Genomic DNA, 17,774 nt, shown 5'->3' on the forward strand with positions numbered 1-17,774 from the left:
CATCCAGACCTCGACAGAATTTGCAGGAAACTACCCATAATCTGCCAGGTTCCTGCAAATGCATCAACAACTTTCCGCTTCAAACCCTTGCTGCAAAAGGCTCTCCGGATTGTTCAGGTTCGACTAAATAGTTGTCAAAAAGGTTTTATCTCAATTTAAAGCCGTTGACCGTGTTGCGTTTTCGATGGTTAATTCGTCGGGTGTATTCTGGAAAAACAGCAGAGGTCAGATGGAAAAACAGAAGCAGGATGAAACCCGGGGCATGGAAGAGTGCCAGCTTTGTCGTATCACCTATTCCCTCTACTCAAACTTCCCGCCAATGCCGTCGGCAAAGGCGCTGAACGCTGAAACCGGCGAATGGTTTCCGTTCGATAGTTTGAAGTCGTATGCAACCGGCTATGAGATGGCCGAAGCCCTAGGTTACGCATGGGCGTGCAATTGTCGCGGACGCTCCCCGGATACTCCACTGAAAAAAGGTCCGTCATCGGTCTACGGCGCAACGCCCCGGCCGGTGCTTCCGCAGTCGTCTATCTGTCTCGATTGCATGATCCGCGCTGCCGGGCAAGGTGCGATGACCCTGGAGCGCTGATGATTCCCGCCTCTGTCAATGAACCGCTTCGCCAGTACGGGCAACGGCGCTACAGCGGCCACGTGCTGGCGCTGGTGGACGGTATCCAGTACCAGCAGCATACCGGCCAGCAACTCACGGCCGAAACCGATCGGACGGTCTCGCTGTTCGCGGGAACGCACGAGATGGCACTCGCACACGCGGGGCCGTGGCTGGTTGATCCGAAGACGGCGCGCGATTTTCTGGGGGACCTGCGTGAACTCGAACAGGCCCGCCCTGGCGTGATCTGGCTGAGCACCTCGGAGAGCCTTGAGCGGCAGGCCGAAAAGCTGCGCCCGCACCTGCATACCCGAATACCAAAAGGACGCTCGGCCCTGCTGCGCTTCTGGGACCCGAGGGTGTTGCATGCGCTCGATGCGGCATGCCGCGGCAAGAGCGGGCGTGAGCTTTTCAGGGCTGCCGACGCGTGGCACTACCTCAACGAAGGACGACGATTCACCATCGACGACAATGGAATTTACCGAAGGACAATGGGCGCTTCTGAAAGTCTATGAAGACCGCAACTACGTGGACTTTATCCGCGGACATATCGTGCGCGACTATCCCGCGCTGGCCAATGATCCGACCTTGCGCGACCGGCTTGATGGGGCCTTTGCGCAGACAAGGATGCTCCGTTTTACACATGACGGGGCGATAGTCGATTTCCTGTATGTGGAAGCAACCACGCCGGGGTTTTACTGGATTCCAGAGGTCATCGCATGGCTGCACAAGCCCGGGGTTCCGGCTGAACAGCGATTCGAAATGCTGATGCAGGCAACGCGAAAAAGACAACAGGAAATGAAGGAGAAACGCTGATGGGTATTCCATTCCCGGCGACGCTCGCACGCGCAGCAAACGCGATGGCGCAGGCAACGCCGATGCCTGTTCCGGTCCCCGCTGTCGCACCGTCTGCTGGTGCCACGGGCAGCAGCGGCACGGGTACGGGTGTAGATGGCGGATGGGGCGACCTGTCGCGCGACAGGTCCCGCGAACGTGAGAGGCCGTGCAAGTGCCCGCCCGAGAAGGGTGGCGAAAAGGTGCGAAGGAATCACGGAATGAATCCTGAACCGCGACGCTACCAAGCCCGTATTACAGGATTTGAGTATGGAATTGTGACGGACGGGAAGGGCAGGGAAACCAGCCAAGGCTGGAATATGGAGTGGGCGTGGCTTGGCACAGACTTTGATGGATTTCAGCCTTCCCAATGCCTCTTGCAGGAAGCCAAGGGAAACTATGATCAGTTTTTGAATCATCAGAATATGCCAATATTCCCCTTTCAAGGTTTCAAGGTGATGGGGGAAACGATTCGGAAACAGAGTATGCTGGTTCGTGCAAATCCGCCATCAAAGCTCATGTGGTATTTCGAAACACCTCGAACAAGAACTTACATGATGTCAGCTCTTCGAGCCGCCAGCGTCCCTTCCGTATATCAACCGTGAGTCAACATGCATCTATTTTCACAGTATCGTGATAAGTCCGGCATTCGGCGGGGAGATTTTGAATTCCATCTTCGCAGACTTCGCCGCATTATCAAGCGGCTCGCAAACAAGGACGAAACGCTAGGTGGAAGCTGGTATCTGAGTGCCGATTCGATTTCTGAGTCACTGCAGCGGCCTGTGTTTGCAAATTCCGAGCCCTCGGCAACCGCACTAGCCCTTCTTTCCAAAGAATATGATGGGCGTGAAAAAGATCCGAAATCGGTCCTCTGCTGGAACGGTCAACAGTCCGTCTATCACAATGCGTTGATTTCGGTATCGTTCGATAGTGATGAATTGTCCGATATTTTCGAAATTTCCCTTGGCGAAAAGAGTGACGATAGTTCGCGGCTTGGACTCTATGACGCGATTGGAGAATTCGTCTCCGAAGTCGCCATTATCTACGAGGCGTTGTACGTAACGTTCGGGCCACGAGCCTATCAAGATCAACAGGTCTTCGACGATCGTTTAGGCGTTAGCTGGATGCTCTACCTGCCGCACGTTCTCACGCAGGCCCAAGTGCCCGAAGCGCGCGACCTTATCCCTGTCATGCGCAATGGCAAGCAGCAAGGCACGATCGTCGTCAGCGTGACGGATGAAGTCTTCGATGTGCACAACCGGGAGCACGTCAAGGCGGCAAATGATATCGAAATCCGCCTCGCCGATCAGGACCTGTTGCCACGTTTCGTTGATCTCTGAGTTCGGCTCGCTATTCCCGCTTTTGCGGGGTTTTTTCCTGCGAAAAGGCCCGCGCCGCAGCGAGGCCTTTTCTACGTCACGCGAGGCACCGATTGCGATGGCGCAGGGTCAACGCCATTAGACCGACAAGCAAGGAAAGACCAACACCGCAAGAACAAAGACAAAAAAGAACTCCGTCCTGCAAAAGGGCAAGCCCGCACCGTCAATGATCCACAGCCCCCGTGCCGGCAGGCACATCAGTAGCAACAACATCCACCACATCCTGCGCGCCAGCGCTCTCCCCCTCATGAGCCGGCTCAACATCAGCCCCACTCTCGAGCCGATGCAACCAGGCCAACAACTCGGCAACAGCCTGATAAAGCTCGGGAGGAATCCGCGCATCCAGATCGACTTGCATCAACAGCGACACCATCTCGGGCGCCTCGTGCACATACAGCCCTGCTTCCTTCGCGCGCTGCACGATCATGTCGGCAAGCAGCCCATACCCCTTCGCGACCACACGCGGCGCGGGTTCCCCGCCATGAGCGTCATAAACGAGCGCAGCCGCGCTGCGACGATGGGTGCGGCTCATCAGATATCCCAATCGAAGTCGTCGCGCGACGCGGTGCTCGCCGCCGCCGACTCGGTTGCAGCCGCCGACGCCGACCGTGCATACGCGCCCGCCGCCTGCGCCCCCGCCGCCGATGCGCCAGCCACAGCAGACGCCGGTGCACCGCCGCCAATCTCCCGAATCGTCAAGCCCTGCAGCTCGATCCCCGCCGCCGCGAGCCGCTGACGGAAACCGTCCCCCTGATTCGCGAGCCGCGCGGCGCCCCGCGGGCTCGCCTGCACGCGCGCGCTCAGCCGCGTGCCGGTCAGCGTCAGTTCGGCATCGACGGTGCCGAGCGTCGGCAGCGACAGCGTCAGGCGCGTGCGCCACGGCTGGTCGTCCTCGCTCGCGAGGCCGCCGCCGCTGCGGTCCCATTCGTCGCCATCCTGCTCGATGGTCCAGTCCAGACGCGCGCCGGGCCACGCCTCGCCGGTCCAGCGAAACTGTCCGGTCGCGAGCAGATCGAGCTGCTGGCGCACGAGCGGTACCGTCGCCGGATGCACCGCCGCCGCCATTGCCTGCGCGCTCTGCGATGGACCCGCATCGGCCGCCTGCGACGCCGCGCCGTGCGGCCCCGCATGTGTGGACTGCCCGTTCAGATCGGACACCGAACTGGCCAGCAGCTCGCCCGCGACGAGGCGCGCGGCCTGCGCGGTCAGGATCGACGGCATCGCGTGCGAGGCAGGGTTGTTGTCGGCGGCGTTCGGCGTGCCAGCCGGCGTGCCATTCGGTGTGCCGTTGGGCGCGCCGCGTGGCGTCGCCTCGGCGGCTCTGTTCGCCGAAGCGGACCGCGTGCTCGCGTCGCCAACGTCGGCGCTCCAGCCGGGGGGCAATTGAGAATCTGCGACGAGCTGATTGTGTGCCTCGTTCGCCAGTTGAGCCGGCGAACGCTGGCCGACCAGCCACGCCGCGAGATGCGCCTCGTAGAACAGGCCGCTGTCGGCCACTGTCTTTTGCAGCGCAGCCGCGAGCGCCGCGACGGGCACTTCGGTCGCCGCCACGCTCGCGGTGGTAGCCGCGGTAGCGTGGGCAGCAGCGTTGGGATCGGTATTGAGATTCGCAGAAGCGGCGGAATCGCCAGTAGCGGCGCCCGCATTCGTCAGCGGCAAGCTCTCGATGGCGACGTCGAGCGCCGGCGCGGCCGCCCAGATCGGCGCGCGGCCGAGCACCGCCGGTGTCGCCTCGCCGCCCGAGTGCGCGATCGCGTTCAGCGTCAGCGCGACGGCCGACAGCGCGGTTTGCGCGGACGACTGCGGCTCTGGCGTCGCGTTCGCAGGCGCCGCGGGAACCTTGGTATCGACGCCGGCCGCGCCGGTCTGCGAGGTGGTCGCGGTTCCCGGCGCAATGTTGAGCAGGCTGTCGATCCGGCTCGACAGCACCGAAGCGAGGGCCGAATCGATTCCGTTCATGCCGGTTCCTTGGTCGCATCGGCGGCAATGCGCGCGATGCTCTGATTGCTGCGATCCTTCAGACGCGCACGGCGTGACGCCAGTTCACCCGCGCGCCCGCCCGCACTCAGCGCGCCCCGTACAACTCCTTGAGCACACGCGTCGGCCGGCCGGCGAACAGCGCCGACAGATGCGCCATGCTCGGATTCGCGAGGTCGCGGATCGCGGCGTCGTCGGCGAGGATCTGGCGGATCAGCGCGTACTTGCGCAGGCGCTCGGCCTCGTCGAGCTTGACGCCCACGTCGGCCTCGCGCAGCGCTTCGACCAGATGCCGATACTCTTCCTGCAAGTGCACCAGGTCGCTCCACAGTGCACGGCGGGCCGCGATCAGCATGCGGCAGGACAGCGCGGCGACCGCTTCATAGCGGGCAAAATAGTCTGCGTTCGATGTCATCTCAGGCTTTCCGCGGCTGGCTGTGCCGCCATCCGCGCGATCTCCGGGGCAATCCCGATCCATGCCTCTTCGAGCGTCGCGAGCAGTCGGTCCACTTCCACGAGCATCGCGTCGCTCTGATTGATATTGGCCTCCAACAGCCGACGCGCCATATAGTCGTACAACGCATTGAGCCGTTCGGCGATTTCGCCGCCTGCCTCGAGGTTGAGCGACGCCTGCAGCCCGCTTTCGATGATCCGGATCGCCTTGCTGATCGCCATGCCACGCTCGGCCACGTTGCCCTGCTGCAAATGCAGGCGGCTTTGCGCGATCGCCTGGCGTGCACCCTGGTACAGCAACACGATCAGACGATGCGGACTTGCGCCCATCACGGATGTCTCGATACCGACACGCGCATACGCGTTGGCTCCAGCGTGTCCTTGGGAAAACATCGGCGCTCCTCCTCTGATACTGGCTGCGGTTAAGTCGTGGCGTAGCCGCGCGGCGCGTCGCCGCGCCAATCGCTGACATGTACTTTGGTTATCGGATGCGCGACGACAAAGCTTTAGTCCGGTGTCAGGAGGATCGAAAGCGCCGCTGGGCGGGCACGGAAGACGCGGCGCGAGCCGCCGGGGCAAGCACCGGCAGCGGCTTGCCGGATCGTCGGACGGGACTCCAGCGGACCTTCGGGCAAGTCCTTCAGGCAGTCCCGCGCGATCCCTCTCAGATCGACATCTGCGCGATGTCGTTGTACGCGGCGACCAGCTTGTTGCGCACCTGCAGGCCGAACTGGAAGCCGATGTTGGCCTTCTGCATATCGACCATCACGTCGTTCAGCGACACGTTCGACGCGCCGAGTTCGAACGCCTGCGACTCACCGATCGCCTTCTGCTGGTCGCTGCTGATCTTGTCGAGCGAGGCCTTCAGCGCCGCCGCGAAGTTGGTCGGCGTCGCCGCGCCGGATTGCTCCGCCACTGCGGTCGAGCCGCCGGCCGCCTGCGCCGCCATCGCCTGCATCTGTTGCAGCGCCGACGATAGCGCGTTCACGGGCATGATCATCTTCTTCTCCGTTGGATAGGCGATCGGAGCACCGGAAGGTGTACCGATCTGGACGAAAGCATAGCAGCGGCCCCACGCGGAAAGTCCCGAAACTAGGGGGGAAACCCGGCTCTATTCAAGCAATCGGGTTGAGCGGCGCTGCGGATAATTTCAAAGGTGAAAGTATCTGTCCGTCCGCCGAGCCCCGGCGCGGCATCACGGCAGAACGCCAAAGCATTCCCCGGAGAAACCCGACGCATGGATTCGTCAGCCAACTCTTTGATCAACCCCGACGCCCGCATGGGGCTCGCCGGCGCGCAGCCCGCGGCCGCTCAGGCCGCGAGCGGCCAGGCCGGCGGCACGGCCGACCTCGGCGGCCTCGGCGGCCTCGGAGGTCTCGGCGGCAATTTCGGCCAGCGTCTGTCCGGACTCGCGCAGATGCGCGGCAACCCGCGCGCGCCGCTCGTGTTCGCGGTCGCGCTGCTGGTGGCGGTCGTCGCCGGCCTGTTCCTGTGGTCGCGCGCGCCTAGCTACAAAGTGCTCTACAGCAATCTGTCCGACCGCGACGGCGGCTCGATCATCACCGCGCTGCAGCAGGCCAATATCCCATACAAGCTGTCCGAAAGCGGCACCGCGGTCCTCGTGCCCGCCGAGCAGGTCCACGAGACCCGCTTGCGCCTCGCCTCGCAGGGACTGCCGAAGAGCGGCTCGGTCGGCTTCGAGCTGATGGACAACCAGAAATTCGGCATCAGCCAGTTCGACGAACAGGTCAACTATCAGCGCGCGCTCGAAGGCGAACTCGAACGCACGATCGGATCGATCTCGAGCGTCAAATCGGCGCGTGTGCACCTCGCGATTCCGAAGCCGAGCGTATTCGTGCGCGACAAGGAACCGCCATCGGCGTCGGTGCTCGTGAACCTGTACCCTGGCCGCGTGCTCGACGAAGCGCAAGTGGTCGCGATTACGCATATGGTGGCGTCGGCGGTGCCGCAAATGCCGGTGCACGGCGTGACGATCCTCGACCAGGACGGCAATCTGCTCACGCAGCCAAGCAACGGCAGCGGCCTCGATGCAACCCAGCTGAAGTTCCGCCAGCAGATCGAACGCAACACGCAGCAGCGCATCGACACGATCCTCGCGCCGCTGTTCGGCGCCGGCAACGCGCGCTCGCAGGTCAGCGCCGACATCGACTTCTCGCACAGCGAGCAGACTTCGGAGAAGTACGGCCCGAACGCCAATCCGCAGGACGCCGCGATCCGCAGCCAGCAGACGAGCAGCGCCACCGAAATGTCGCAGGGGGGCGCCTCGGGGGTGCCGGGCGCGTTGTCGAATCAGCCGCCGCAGCCTGCCTCCGCGCCGATCGTGGCCGGCAACGGCGCGAGCTCGGTGAGCACGACGCCGATCAGCGATCACAAGGATTCGACCACCAACTACGAGCTCGACAAGACCGTGCGCCACATCGACCAGCCGATGGGCGGCATCCGCAGGCTGACGGTCGCGGTGGTCGTCAACTATCTGCGGGTCGTCGATCCGAAGGGCCATGTGACGATGCAACCGGTCAGCGCCGACAAGCTCGCGCAGATCACGCAGCTCGTGAAGGACGCGATGGGCTACGACGCGTCGCGCGGCGACTCGGTCAACGTGGTCAACAGCGCGTTCACCACCGATCTCGATCCGAACGCCGACCTGCCATGGTGGCGCACCCCGGACATGCTCGCGCTGTACAAGCAGATCGCGACGTACCTCGGCATCGGCGCGGTGGCCCTGTTCCTCTACTTCGTGATGGTGAAGCCCGCGCTGCGCCGCGCCTTCCCGCCGCCGCCCGAGCCGGTGCCCGCGCTGATGTCGCCCGACGAACCGGTGCTGCTCGACGGCATACCGGCCGAGGAACGCGATGGCGCGGTGGTCGAAATCGAAGCGGATAGCGAGAAGCTCGCGCTCGAAAACGCGAAGCACAAGTACGAGCGGAACCTGGAGTTCGCGCGCAACATCGCGCGTCAGGATCCGAAGATCGTAGCAACCGTCGTCAAGAACTGGGTGTCCGATGAGCGCTGAAGGCGTAGTGAAGAGCGCGCTGCTGCTGATGTCGATCGGCGAGGAAGAGGCGGCGCAGGTGTTCAAGTTTCTGGGCCCGCGTGAGGTTCAGAAAATCGGCGTCGCGATGGCCGCGCTGAAAAACGTCACCCGCGAGCAGATCGACGAGGTGCTGCAGGAGTTCGTGCGCGAGGCCGAGCAGCACACCGGCATGTCGCTCGATTCGAGCGATTACATCCGCTCGGTGCTGACCAAGGCGCTCGGCGACGACAAGGCCGGCGCGATCATCGACCGGATCCTGCAGGGCAGCGACACGAGCGGCATCGAAGGCCTGAAGTGGATGGACTCGTCGGCGGTCGCGGAACTGATCAAGAACGAGCATCCGCAGATCATCGCGACGATCCTCGTACATCTGGACCGCGATCAGGCCTCGGAGATCGTGTCGTGCTTCGCGGAGCGCCTGCGCAACGACGTGCTGCTGCGGATCGCGACGCTCGACGGCATCCAGCCGGCCGCGCTGCGCGAGCTCGACGACGTGCTGACCGGCCTGCTGTCGGGCAGCGACAACCTGAAGCGCAGCCCGATGGGCGGCATCCGCACGGCGGCCGAAATTCTGAACTTCATGTCGAGCAACCACGAGGAAGGCGTGATCGAAAACGTGCGCCAGTACGACGCCGAGCTCGCGCAAAAGATCATCGACCAGATGTTCGTGTTCGAGAACCTGCTCGACCTCGAAGACCGCGCGATCCAGCTGCTGCTGAAGGAAGTCGAATCCGAGGCGCTGATCATCTCGCTGAAGGGCGCGCCGCCCGCGCTGCGTCAGAAGTTCCTGTCGAACATGTCGCAGCGCGCGGCCGAGCTGCTCGCCGAAGACCTCGACGCACGCGGCCCGGTGCGCGTGTCCGAAGTCGAGACGCAGCAGCGCCGCATCCTGCAGATCGTGCGCAACCTGGCCGAGAGCGGCCAGATCGTGATCGGCGGCAAGGCGGAAGACGCATATGTCTGATTCGAACGCCCCGGCAAAGGACGGCCTCTCGGCTTACCAGCGCTGGGAGATGGCGTCGTTCGACCCGGCCCCGCCGCCGCCCCCGCCGGCCGAACCCGAGTTCGACGAGCGCGCGTTCGAAGCCGAACTCGAGCGCCGCCGCGAAGCCGCGCATGCGCAGGGCGTCGCATCCGGTCATGTGGCCGGCCAGGCGCTCGGCTATCAGGCGGGCTACGACCAGGGGCGCGCGCAGGGTTTCGCGCAGGGCCAGACCGAGGCGCGCGAGGAAGCGATGCGGCTCGCCGCGCTGGCCGAAACCTTCAAGACCGCGCTCGATGGCGCGCAGCACGCGATCTCCGAAACGCTGATCGCACTCGCGCTCGACATCGCGCAACAGGTCGTGCGCCAGCACGTGCAGCACGACCCGACCGCGCTGATCGCGGCCGCGCGCGAGGTGCTCGCGGCTGAGCCCGCGCTCTCCGGGGCGCCGGCGCTGATCGTGAGTCCCGCCGATCTGCCGGTCGTCGAGGCGTATCTGCTCGAAGAATTGCAAACGCGCGGCTGGACCGTGCGTACCGATGCATCGGTGGAGCGTGGCGGTTGCCGCGCGCAGGCCGGCACCGGTGAGGTCGACGCGGGCATCGACACGCGCTGGCAGCGCGTCGCCGCCGCGCTCGGCAAGGTGAGCACGTGGTGAAGCCGACCCTCGACGAGATCCGCGCGAGCGATCTGACGCCGCTCGAACGCGAACTCGCGTTGGCGTCGTTCGGCGCCGAGGCGCTGGCCGATGTCGAGTCGTCCGGTTTTCCGGAGCCACCGGATGCGGGATGGCGCGCTCCCGCGAGTGAGCATCCGGCGACAGGCGCGGCGGTGAGCCGCCCGTCCGCCGCGCAGGACCACGCCGCTCACGCGCCGCATGCACCGTCCTACGATCCCGCGCTCGACATCAATCCGCATATGCAGGCATGGCGCGGCCAGCTCGACGCGCTGCGCGCGCGCAACGCGATCGCAAAGCCGCTGCGCGCGTGCGGACGTCTGACGCGCGCGGCCGGTCTGGTGCTCGAAGCGGTCGGGCTGCGCCTGTCGGTCGGCGCCGAAGTGATGATCGAGCTGCCGCCCGGCAGTTCGCTGCCGATGGCCGAGGCCGAAGTGGTCGGCTTCTCCGGCGACAAACTGTTCCTGATGCCGACCACCGAAGTGATCGGCCTGTTGCCCGGCGCGCGCGTCTTTCCGCTCGAAAGCGCGCCGATCGCCGATCCGCTCGCCGGCGCGAAGCGTCTGCCGGTCGGCTGGGAATTGCTCGGCCGCGTGCTCGACGCATCGGGCCGTCCGCTCGACGGGCTCGGCCCGCTCGGCACGCAAACCGATGCGCCGCTGTCCGCGCCGGTCATCAATCCGCTCAATCGCGAGCCGATTCACAAGGTGCTCGACGTCGGCGTGCGCGCGATCAACTCGCTGCTGACCGTCGGCCGTGGTCAACGCATGGGGCTGTTCGCGGGTTCGGGCGTCGGTAAATCGGTGCTGCTGGGCACGATGGCGCGCTACACCAGCGCCGAGGTGATCGTGATCGGCCTGATCGGCGAACGCGGCCGCGAAGTGAAGGAGTTCATCGAACAGATTCTCGGCGAGGAAGGCTTGGCGCGCTCGGTCGTGATCGCCGCGCCGGCCGACGTGTCGCCGCTGCTGCGGATGCAGGCCGCCGCGTACTCGACCTCGCTCGCCGAATACTTCCGCGACCAGGGCAAGCACGTGCTGCTGCTGATGGATTCGCTGACCCGTTACGCGATGGCGCAGCGCGAGATCGCGCTGGCGATCGGCGAGCCGCCCGCCACCAAGGGCTATCCGCCGTCTGTGTTCGCGAAGCTGCCGGCGCTGGTCGAGCGCACCGGCAACGGACCGGCGGGCGGCGGCTCGATCACCGCGTTCTACACTGTGCTCACCGAAGGCGACGACCAGCAGGACCCGATCGCCGACTCGGCGCGCGCGATTCTCGACGGCCACATCGTGCTGTCGCGCTCGCTCGCCGAAGCCGGCCACTACCCCGCGATCGATATCGAAGCGTCGATTAGCCGGGCAATGACCGCGTTGATCGACGATAACCATCTGAATAAAACGCGTATGTTCAAGCAGATGCTGTCGCGCTACCAGCGCAACCGCGATCTGATCAACGTCGGCGCCTATTCGGCCGGGCGCGACGCGCTGCTCGATCGCGCGATCGCGCTGTACCCGCGGATGGAAGCGTTCCTGCAGCAAGGCTTTCGCGAGTGCGCGAACTTCCAGCCGAGCATCGACATGCTCAACGCGCTGTTTGCTTAGGGCCGAGGAGGCTGACGATGTCGAAACACTTTCCGATCAAGACGCTGATCGGTCTCGCGCAGGACGACGTGGACGCCGCCGCGCAGCGGCTCGGCCGCGCGCAGCGCGAGCGCAACGACGTAGAGGCGCAACTCGATGCACTCGTGCAGTACCGCAACGAATACTACGCACGCTTCACGGCGAGCGCGCAGTCGGGCATGCCCGCCGGCAACATGCGCAACTTCCAGGCGTTCCTCGACACGCTCGACGCCGCGATCGAGCAGCAGCGCAACCTGCTCGCGGCGGCGAGCGCGCGCGTCGAGGCGGCGAAGCCCGACTGGCAGCGCCAGAAGCAGAAGCTCGGCTCGTATGAAGTGCTGCAGGCGCGCGGCGAGGCGGCCGAGGCGAAGGTTGCGGCGCGGCGCGAACAGCGCGACGCCGACGAATTCGCGGCGCGAAGTCTGCGCATGCGAGCCGACGGCGCGTGAGGCCTTGCCTCACGGTTAATGCCTGACGACACACCCGTTTGACCGATTCACAGGATTCTTTATGTCGCTTCTTTCACAGATCGGCTCGCAACTGAGCACGCTGCTCGACGCGAGCAGCAATGGGTCGAGCAGCGCGGCCGCGAACGCCGCGAGCTCGACTCCGTTCGCGCAGACCTTGCAGCAAAGCATCGACCAGCAGAACAGCGCGAATCAACAGCAGACCGGTTCAGCGAAGGCGACGCAAGCCTCGGCACCGAGCACGCCCAGCGCACCCGCACCCGCGCCGGCGCCCGCTCCGTCGCAGCAGAGCGCGAGCAGCGGCCAGAGCGCCAGCGGCACGACGAGCAACGCGCCGAGCAACGCGCCGAGCAACGCGGCGAGCAGCAGCGCTTCATCGTCGTCCGCAACGCCGGCGACACCCACGCAGCAGGCATCGAACAGCCAGTCGACCACGACGCAAACCAGGCAGCAAGACACCAAGGCGCAGACCGACGCTGGCGCGCTCGCCGCCGCGGCGGCTGCCGCCCAGGCCCAGGCGCAAGCGCAGGCACACGCCGCCGTCAATAACGCCGCCGATGCGAACGCGACCACCGTGACCGATGCCGCAAGCTCCGCGGCCAACGCGGTGAGCGCGCTGGCCGGCACCGCCACGAGCGCGCTCACGGCCGCCGCGGCGAGCAGGAAAGGCGCGGTCGATCCGAAGTCGCTGCAGGATGCGCTGCAGAGTGCGCTGTCCGCGCTATCGAGCGGCCAGGGCGCGGTGCCTGCGGCCGCGCTCGCCAGCGGCGCGGCTGCGAAAGCCGCGAGCGTATCGAGCGCGGTGCGCGGCCTTAGCAACACGAAAAATGACCTGAACGGCACCTCGGACGACAAGACGGTCGGCAACGGCACGGGCACCGGCACCGGCAAGGGCACCTCGACCATCCACACGACGCCGACGACCGCAACGGCCGCCGCGACCGCGCTGGCCGATCCATCGACAGCGAAGTCGGCCGCCGACGCAATGAGCGCCGCGGCCGCGACGAGCGGCCAGGCTGACAACGTCGCATCGGCGCGCAGCGCGTCCGAGGCGGCGAACAGCGCGCTGGCCGCGGCGCAGGCGGCAGCGAACGCTGCGAGTACGACGGCGGCGGTGCAGAGCACCGGCAACGCGAGTGCTGCCGCCGCCGCGAATGCGTTGACGCCGCAGGTCGGCACGAGCGCGTGGGAAGAAGCGTTGAGCCAGAAGGTGGTGTTTTTGTCGAATGCGCATTCGCAGAGTGCTGAGCTGACGCTCAATCCGAAGGATCTGGGGCCGTTGCAGGTCGTGTTGCAGGTTGCGGATAACCATGCGCATGCGCTGTTCGTGTCGCAGCACCAGTCGGTGCGGGAGGCGGTCGAGGCGGCGTTGCCGAAGCTTCGCGAGGCGATGGAGTCCAATGGGATTGGGCTTGGCAGCGCGAGTGTGAGTGATGGGTTTGCCCGGCAGAGCGGACAACAGCAGCAGAGCGCTGGCGCGGGTGGGTCGAATGGGAAGGGCGGCGGTAGTGGTAGTGGTGGCTCCCTTGCAGGGGACGGCTCGGGGGACTCTGGCGATGCCATCGCTAATGTTGCCGTGCGGCAGCAGGTTGGATTAGTCGATACGTTTGCCTGAGCCAGGCGGGCTTCTTTTTTCGTTGTTCTGGCTTTGTTGGCCTTTCCTTGTTGTGTTGTCGGTCTATTAGCGTTGCCCCTATGCGGGGCGGCACCTACTTTCTTTGCTGCTGCAAAGAAAGTAGGCAAAGAAGACAGCTAAAACCGCTAACTCTTAAGCGGGTCCCTCGGTCCACACAAGGTAGTGGTGCATCTGGAATCCGTGCTCCCGCACAGTCCGCGTCAGTGACAAGGCAGTCATCCTTCCGGCGGCGCTACGCGCGCCGAAGCACTGTTCTCAAACCATTGGTCATTTCGGCGTGTCGCCGAGGCGCAGCCGAGGGCTCCCGCTGCCCGGGCGAGCCCGCCGGTTTCCCGGGCAGACCCGTCCGCGACGCACGTAGTGCGGAGTGGGATGGATGATGGCTTTGTCACGAACGGGGAATGTGCGGGGGCACGGATTCCAGATGCACCACTGCCCCAACCAAGCCACGGGACCCGCTTATGAGCTGGCGGTTTTAGCTGTCTTCTTTGCCTACTTTCTTTGCAGCAGCAAAGAAAGTAGGTGCCGCCCCGCACAGGGGCAACGCTAATAGACCGATAAGAAAGCAAGGAAAGGCCAACACCGCCAAGAATAAAGACCAGAAAAACAACCAAAAACCAGAAACAGCCAGAAATAGCCAGAAATAGCCCTTCTTTTCGACCCATAGCGCCGCAGGCAAATCAACAACAATCACCCTAACCCTTACTACGCCAGCACCAGGCTGGCAACCCAAATGGCAACTACGACCGCCCCGCAACAAGCCGCGCCCGCCTCGCCGGGCCCCATGAAGCGCATCATCCTGATCGGCCTCATTGCGCTGATCGCCGCGGGCGCTGCCGGTGCCGGCGTGTGGTTCTTCATGTCAAAGCGCGCACCCGTCGCCGTATCGGCCGAAGCCGCGCCGGCGCAGTCCGCCGTGCCGCTGTTCTTCCCGCTCGAATCGATGACCGTCAACCTGCAATCGGACGACGGCCAGCAACACTTCCTGCGCATCGGCCTCACGCTGAAGCTCGGCGACGCCGGCACCCAGCAGGCGCTCACCGATCACATGCCGGAAGTGCGCAGCCGCATCCTGCTCGCGCTGTCGAACAAGCACCCCGAAGAACTCGCGCCGCTCGAAGGCAAGCGCGCGCTCGCCGAAGAGCTGAAGACGCTGATCACCGAGCCGACCGAGCGGGGCGCCGCACCGATCCGCGTGCAGGACGTGCTGTTCACCGAGTTCGTCGTGCAGTGACGTGACCTTGTCCAGCACTGCCATCATCAATCGCCAAGGGACGCACGAGGAATAAGCAATGAGCCATGAAGAGTTCATGTCCCAGGAGGAGGTCGATGCCCTTCTGAAGGGCGTCACCGGCGAATCCGACACGGAATCCGAGCAAAACGACCGCACGGGCGTACGCCCGTACAACATCGCGACGCAGGAACGCATCGTCCGTGGCCGGATGCCGGGCCTCGAAATCATCAACGACCGCTTCGCGCGCCTGTTGCGCGTCGGCATTTTCAACTTCATGCGGCGCTCGGCGGAAATCTCCGTCGGCCCGGTGAAGGTGCAGAAGTACAGCGAATTCACGCGCAACCTGCCGATCCCGACCAATCTGAACCTGGTCCACGTGAAGCCGCTGCGCGGCACGTCGCTGTTCGTGTTCGATCCGAACCTCGTGTTCTTCGTGGTCGACAACCTGTTCGGCGGCGACGGGCGTTTCCATACGCGCGTCGAAGGACGCGATTTCACGCAGACCGAGCAGCGCATCATCACGAAGCTGCTCAATCTGACATTCGAGCACTACACCGCGTCGTGGAAGAGCGTGCGCCCGCTGCAGTTCGAATACGTGCGCTCGGAAATGCACACGCAGTTCGCCAACGTCGCGACGCCGAACGAAATCGTCATCGTCACCCAGTTTTCGATCGAGTTCGGCTCGACGGGCGGCACGCTGCACATCTGCATGCCGTACTCGATGATCGAGCCGATCCGCGACGTGCTCTCATCGCCGATCCAGGGCGAAGCGATGGACGTCGATCGGCGCTGGGTGCGCGTGCTGTCGCAGCAGGTGCAGGCTGCCGAAGTGCAGCTGACCGCCGACCTCGCGCAGGTGCCGGTCACGTTCGAACAGATCCTGAACATGCGCAAAGGCGATGTTCTGCCGATCAACATCCCCGAGCACATCACCGCGAAAGTCGACGGCGTGCCGGTGATGGAATGCGGCTACGGAATTTTCAATGGTCAGTACGCGTTGCGGGTCCAGAAGATGATCAGCGCAGCCGACACGATGAAGGAAGGTGGATATGAGTGACCTGAACGCAAAGCCCGAGAGCGATCTCGAGGCAGCCGAGCAACTCGCCGCCGGCGGGCTGTCCGCCGCGGAAGACGACGCGGCGATGGACGACTGGGCGAGCGCGCTCGCCGAGCAGAACGGCAACGACGAGGTCAACCCGGCCGCGGCCGGTGTGTTCCAGCCGCTGTCGAAGGTCGAGCCGACGGCGACGCACAACGATATCGACATGATCCTGGACATCCCCGTCCAGATGACGGTCGAGCTCGGCCGCACCAAGATCGCGATCCGCAATCTGCTGCAGCTCGCGCAGGGCTCGGTCGTCGAACTCGACGGCATGGCCGGCGAGCCGATGGACGTGCTCGTCAACGGCTGTCTGATCGCGCAGGGCGAAGTGGTGGTCGTCAACGACAAGTTCGGTATCCGGCTGACCGACATCATCACGCCGTCCGAACGCATCCGGAAACTCAATCGATGAAACGTTTGGCAGGTCGCGGCGTGTTGCTCGCGCCGCTCATCGCGTCCAGCGTCGCTCACGCCGCCGACATGAACGCGGTCAACAACGCCGCGAAGATCGCCTCGGGGGTCGGCGCGGGTAGCGCGGTGCCGGCGCTCGGCGTCGGCGCGGTGCTGCAAACCTTCGTCGGGCTCGCGGTCGTGATCGGCCTCGTGTTCGGCTGCGCATGGCTCGCGCGACGCTTCGGCCTGCAACCGGGCCAGCGCGGCGGCCTCGTGAAGACCGTGGGCGGCGCTTCGCTCGGCGGCAAGGAGCGCGTCGCGGTCGTCGAGATCGGCGATACGTGGCTCGTGCTCGGCGCTGCGCCCGGCAACGTGCGGCTGCTGCATACGATGCCGGCGGGTTCCGTCGCGGCCGATACGGTTGCTGCTTCGCCCGCACCGCTTTCCGGCACCTTTGGTCAACGCTTTCGCGACGCCATGAAGGGCGAAGTGGGCAAACGTTTCAACGCGCACCGCGGCGGGGATCGGTAATGCAGGTCAGTTTCAGGCAGTCAGGTTGGTTCTTCACGCTATCGCGCCGTGCGGCGCGCTCGCTCCCCGCAGTGCTTCGACTCGCGCTGCCGGCACTGCTGGTCGCGCTGCCGACGCTGTCGTTCGCGCAAACCGCCGGCCTGCCGGCCTTCACGACGAGCCCCGGCCCGAACGGCGGCACGACCTACTCGCTGAGCGTGCAGACGATGCTGCTGCTCACGATGCTGTCGTTCCTGCCCGCGATGGTGCTGATGATGACGAGCTTCACGCGCATCGTGATCGTGTTGTCGCTGCTGCGCCAGGCGCTCGGCACGACCACGACGCCGCCGAACCAGGTGCTCGTCGGTCTTGCGCTGTTTCTGACGTTTTTCGTGATGTCGCCGGTGCTCGATAAGGCCTATAACGAAGGCTACAAGCCGTTTTCCGAAGGCACGCTGCCGATGGACCAGGCGGTGTCGCGCGGCGTCGCGCCGTTCAAGACCTTCATGCTGCGTCAGACCCGCGAAAGCGACCTGGCACTGTTCGCGCGCATCTCGCACGCGGCGCCGATGCAGGGGCCTGAAGACGTGCCGCTGTCGCTGCTGGTGCCGTCGTTCGTGACGAGCGAGTTGAAGACCGGCTTCACGATCGGCTTCACGATCTTCATTCCGTTCCTGATCATCGACATGGTGGTCGCGAGCGTGCTGATGTCGATGGGTATGATGATGGTGTCGCCGGCGACGATTTCGCTGCCGTTCAAGCTGATGCTGTTCGTGCTCGTCGACGGCTGGCAGTTGCTGCTCGGCTCGCTCGCGCAGAGCTTCGTCTGATTATTTTCGACTCCTCGTTC

Annotated in this window: 22 protein-coding genes; 16 read left to right on the top strand and 6 right to left on the bottom strand. The window is 64.7% G+C overall.

Translation table 11 applies throughout. From position 1 onward, the window contains the following. The first annotated feature begins 229 nt into the window (after positions 1-229). The 5 genes from AB4Y34_RS25490 to AB4Y34_RS25510 are packed head-to-tail and all read left to right on the top strand — an operon-like array spanning position 230 to position 2,781. Complete coding sequence (locus AB4Y34_RS25490; protein WP_368717601.1) at positions 230-589, top strand: hypothetical protein; 360 nt, start codon at positions 230-232, stop codon at positions 587-589. Continuing rightward, positions 589-1,122, top strand: coding sequence for a DUF4123 domain-containing protein (locus AB4Y34_RS25495; protein ID WP_368717602.1), 534 nt, complete (start codon positions 589-591; stop codon positions 1,120-1,122). The genes AB4Y34_RS25490 and AB4Y34_RS25495 overlap by 1 nt, the downstream gene beginning before the upstream one ends. Further along, entirely contained in the window at positions 1,079-1,423 is a 345-nt protein-coding gene (locus AB4Y34_RS25500; RefSeq protein ID WP_368717603.1) for a hypothetical protein, read from the top strand. The genes AB4Y34_RS25495 and AB4Y34_RS25500 overlap by 44 nt, the downstream gene beginning before the upstream one ends. Further along, entirely contained in the window at positions 1,423-2,046 is a 624-nt protein-coding gene (locus AB4Y34_RS25505; RefSeq protein ID WP_368717604.1) for a restriction endonuclease fold toxin 5 domain-containing protein, read from the top strand. The genes AB4Y34_RS25500 and AB4Y34_RS25505 overlap by 1 nt, the downstream gene beginning before the upstream one ends. A 6-nt stretch (positions 2,047-2,052) precedes the next feature. After that, a complete protein-coding gene (locus AB4Y34_RS25510; RefSeq protein WP_368717605.1) occupies positions 2,053-2,781 on the top strand; it encodes an immunity 52 family protein in 729 nt (242 codons plus the stop codon). A gap of 202 nt (positions 2,782-2,983) precedes the next feature. On the opposite strand, the gene AB4Y34_RS25515 is transcribed toward AB4Y34_RS25510, so the two are convergent. The 5 genes from AB4Y34_RS25515 to fliE form a co-directional block, all read right to left on the bottom strand. After that, positions 2,984-3,352 (bottom strand): EscU/YscU/HrcU family type III secretion system export apparatus switch protein, encoded by a 369-nt coding sequence (locus AB4Y34_RS25515; protein WP_176380078.1) that lies wholly within the window; start codon positions 3,350-3,352, stop codon positions 2,984-2,986. After that, the gene (locus tag AB4Y34_RS25520) at positions 3,352-4,779 is read right to left on the bottom strand and encodes a flagellar hook-length control protein FliK (RefSeq protein ID WP_368717606.1); all 1,428 of its coding nucleotides are present in this window, start codon (positions 4,777-4,779) and stop codon (positions 3,352-3,354) included. The genes AB4Y34_RS25515 and AB4Y34_RS25520 overlap by 1 nt, the downstream gene beginning before the upstream one ends. A gap of 106 nt (positions 4,780-4,885) precedes the next feature. After that, positions 4,886-5,212: a flagellar protein FliT gene (locus AB4Y34_RS25525; RefSeq protein WP_368717607.1), complete on the bottom strand. Its 327-nt coding sequence runs from the start codon at positions 5,210-5,212 to the stop codon at positions 4,886-4,888. Then, a complete protein-coding gene (gene fliS / locus AB4Y34_RS25530; protein WP_368717608.1) occupies positions 5,209-5,643 on the bottom strand; it encodes a flagellar export chaperone FliS in 435 nt (144 codons plus the stop codon). Before fliS ends, AB4Y34_RS25525 begins: the two co-directional genes overlap by 4 nt. Positions 5,644-5,914: 271 nt before the next feature. Further along, positions 5,915-6,250, bottom strand: coding sequence for a flagellar hook-basal body complex protein FliE (gene fliE / locus AB4Y34_RS25535; protein WP_176380076.1), 336 nt, complete (start codon positions 6,248-6,250; stop codon positions 5,915-5,917). Positions 6,251-6,487: 237 nt separating this feature from the next. Here fliE and fliF point away from each other — a divergent pair, with 237 nt between their 5' ends. The 6 genes from fliF to AB4Y34_RS25565 all read left to right on the top strand — a co-directional run bounded on the left by fliF (position 6,488) and on the right by AB4Y34_RS25565 (position 13,664). Continuing rightward, entirely contained in the window at positions 6,488-8,284 is a 1,797-nt protein-coding gene (gene fliF / locus AB4Y34_RS25540; protein ID WP_368717609.1) for a flagellar basal-body MS-ring/collar protein FliF, read from the top strand. Next, positions 8,274-9,269 carry a flagellar motor switch protein FliG gene (gene fliG / locus AB4Y34_RS25545; protein WP_176124506.1) on the top strand — a complete coding sequence of 332 codons (996 nt, stop codon included), beginning with the start codon at positions 8,274-8,276 and terminating at the stop codon, positions 9,267-9,269. The genes fliF and fliG overlap by 11 nt, the downstream gene beginning before the upstream one ends. Beyond that, entirely contained in the window at positions 9,262-9,945 is a 684-nt protein-coding gene (fliH, locus tag AB4Y34_RS25550) for a flagellar assembly protein FliH (protein WP_176110004.1), read from the top strand. Before fliG ends, fliH begins: the two co-directional genes overlap by 8 nt. Next, positions 9,939-11,564: a flagellar protein export ATPase FliI gene (fliI, locus tag AB4Y34_RS25555; protein WP_368717610.1), complete on the top strand. Its 1,626-nt coding sequence runs from the start codon at positions 9,939-9,941 to the stop codon at positions 11,562-11,564. The genes fliH and fliI overlap by 7 nt, the downstream gene beginning before the upstream one ends. Positions 11,565-11,581: 17 nt before the next feature. Beyond that, entirely contained in the window at positions 11,582-12,031 is a 450-nt protein-coding gene (gene fliJ / locus AB4Y34_RS25560; RefSeq protein ID WP_176380071.1) for a flagellar export protein FliJ, read from the top strand. 61 nt (positions 12,032-12,092) lie between these two features. Then, positions 12,093-13,664, top strand: a complete 1,572-nt coding sequence (locus tag AB4Y34_RS25565) for a flagellar hook-length control protein FliK (protein ID WP_368717611.1) — start codon at positions 12,093-12,095, stop codon at positions 13,662-13,664. A 496-nt stretch (positions 13,665-14,160) separates the two neighbouring features. Here the strand turns inward: AB4Y34_RS25565 and AB4Y34_RS25570 are convergent, their stop codons facing one another. Further along, entirely contained in the window at positions 14,161-14,379 is a 219-nt protein-coding gene (locus AB4Y34_RS25570) for a hypothetical protein (RefSeq protein WP_176380069.1), read from the bottom strand. A 39-nt stretch (positions 14,380-14,418) separates the two neighbouring features. Here AB4Y34_RS25570 and fliL point away from each other — a divergent pair, with 39 nt between their 5' ends. From fliL to fliP, 5 genes are read left to right on the top strand one after another with little or no spacing between them, the layout of a single operon-like run. Then, positions 14,419-14,919: a flagellar basal body-associated protein FliL gene (gene fliL / locus AB4Y34_RS25575; protein ID WP_176109999.1), complete on the top strand. Its 501-nt coding sequence runs from the start codon at positions 14,419-14,421 to the stop codon at positions 14,917-14,919. A 58-nt stretch (positions 14,920-14,977) separates the two neighbouring features. Continuing rightward, positions 14,978-15,976: a flagellar motor switch protein FliM gene (gene fliM / locus AB4Y34_RS25580; RefSeq protein WP_013090865.1), complete on the top strand. Its 999-nt coding sequence runs from the start codon at positions 14,978-14,980 to the stop codon at positions 15,974-15,976. Then, a complete protein-coding gene (gene fliN / locus AB4Y34_RS25585) occupies positions 15,969-16,433 on the top strand; it encodes a flagellar motor switch protein FliN (protein ID WP_176380068.1) in 465 nt (154 codons plus the stop codon). The genes fliM and fliN overlap by 8 nt, the downstream gene beginning before the upstream one ends. After that, positions 16,430-16,945 carry a flagellar biosynthetic protein FliO gene (fliO, locus tag AB4Y34_RS25590; protein ID WP_176109998.1) on the top strand — a complete coding sequence of 172 codons (516 nt, stop codon included), beginning with the start codon at positions 16,430-16,432 and terminating at the stop codon, positions 16,943-16,945. The genes fliN and fliO overlap by 4 nt, the downstream gene beginning before the upstream one ends. After that, positions 16,945-17,754: a flagellar type III secretion system pore protein FliP gene (fliP, locus tag AB4Y34_RS25595; protein WP_013090868.1), complete on the top strand. Its 810-nt coding sequence runs from the start codon at positions 16,945-16,947 to the stop codon at positions 17,752-17,754. Before fliO ends, fliP begins: the two co-directional genes overlap by 1 nt. Positions 17,755-17,774: the final 20 nt, after the last annotated feature.

The organism is Paraburkholderia sp. BR10954 (assembly GCF_040965775.1).
Classification (GTDB): domain Bacteria; phylum Pseudomonadota; class Gammaproteobacteria; order Burkholderiales; family Burkholderiaceae; genus Paraburkholderia; species Paraburkholderia youngii.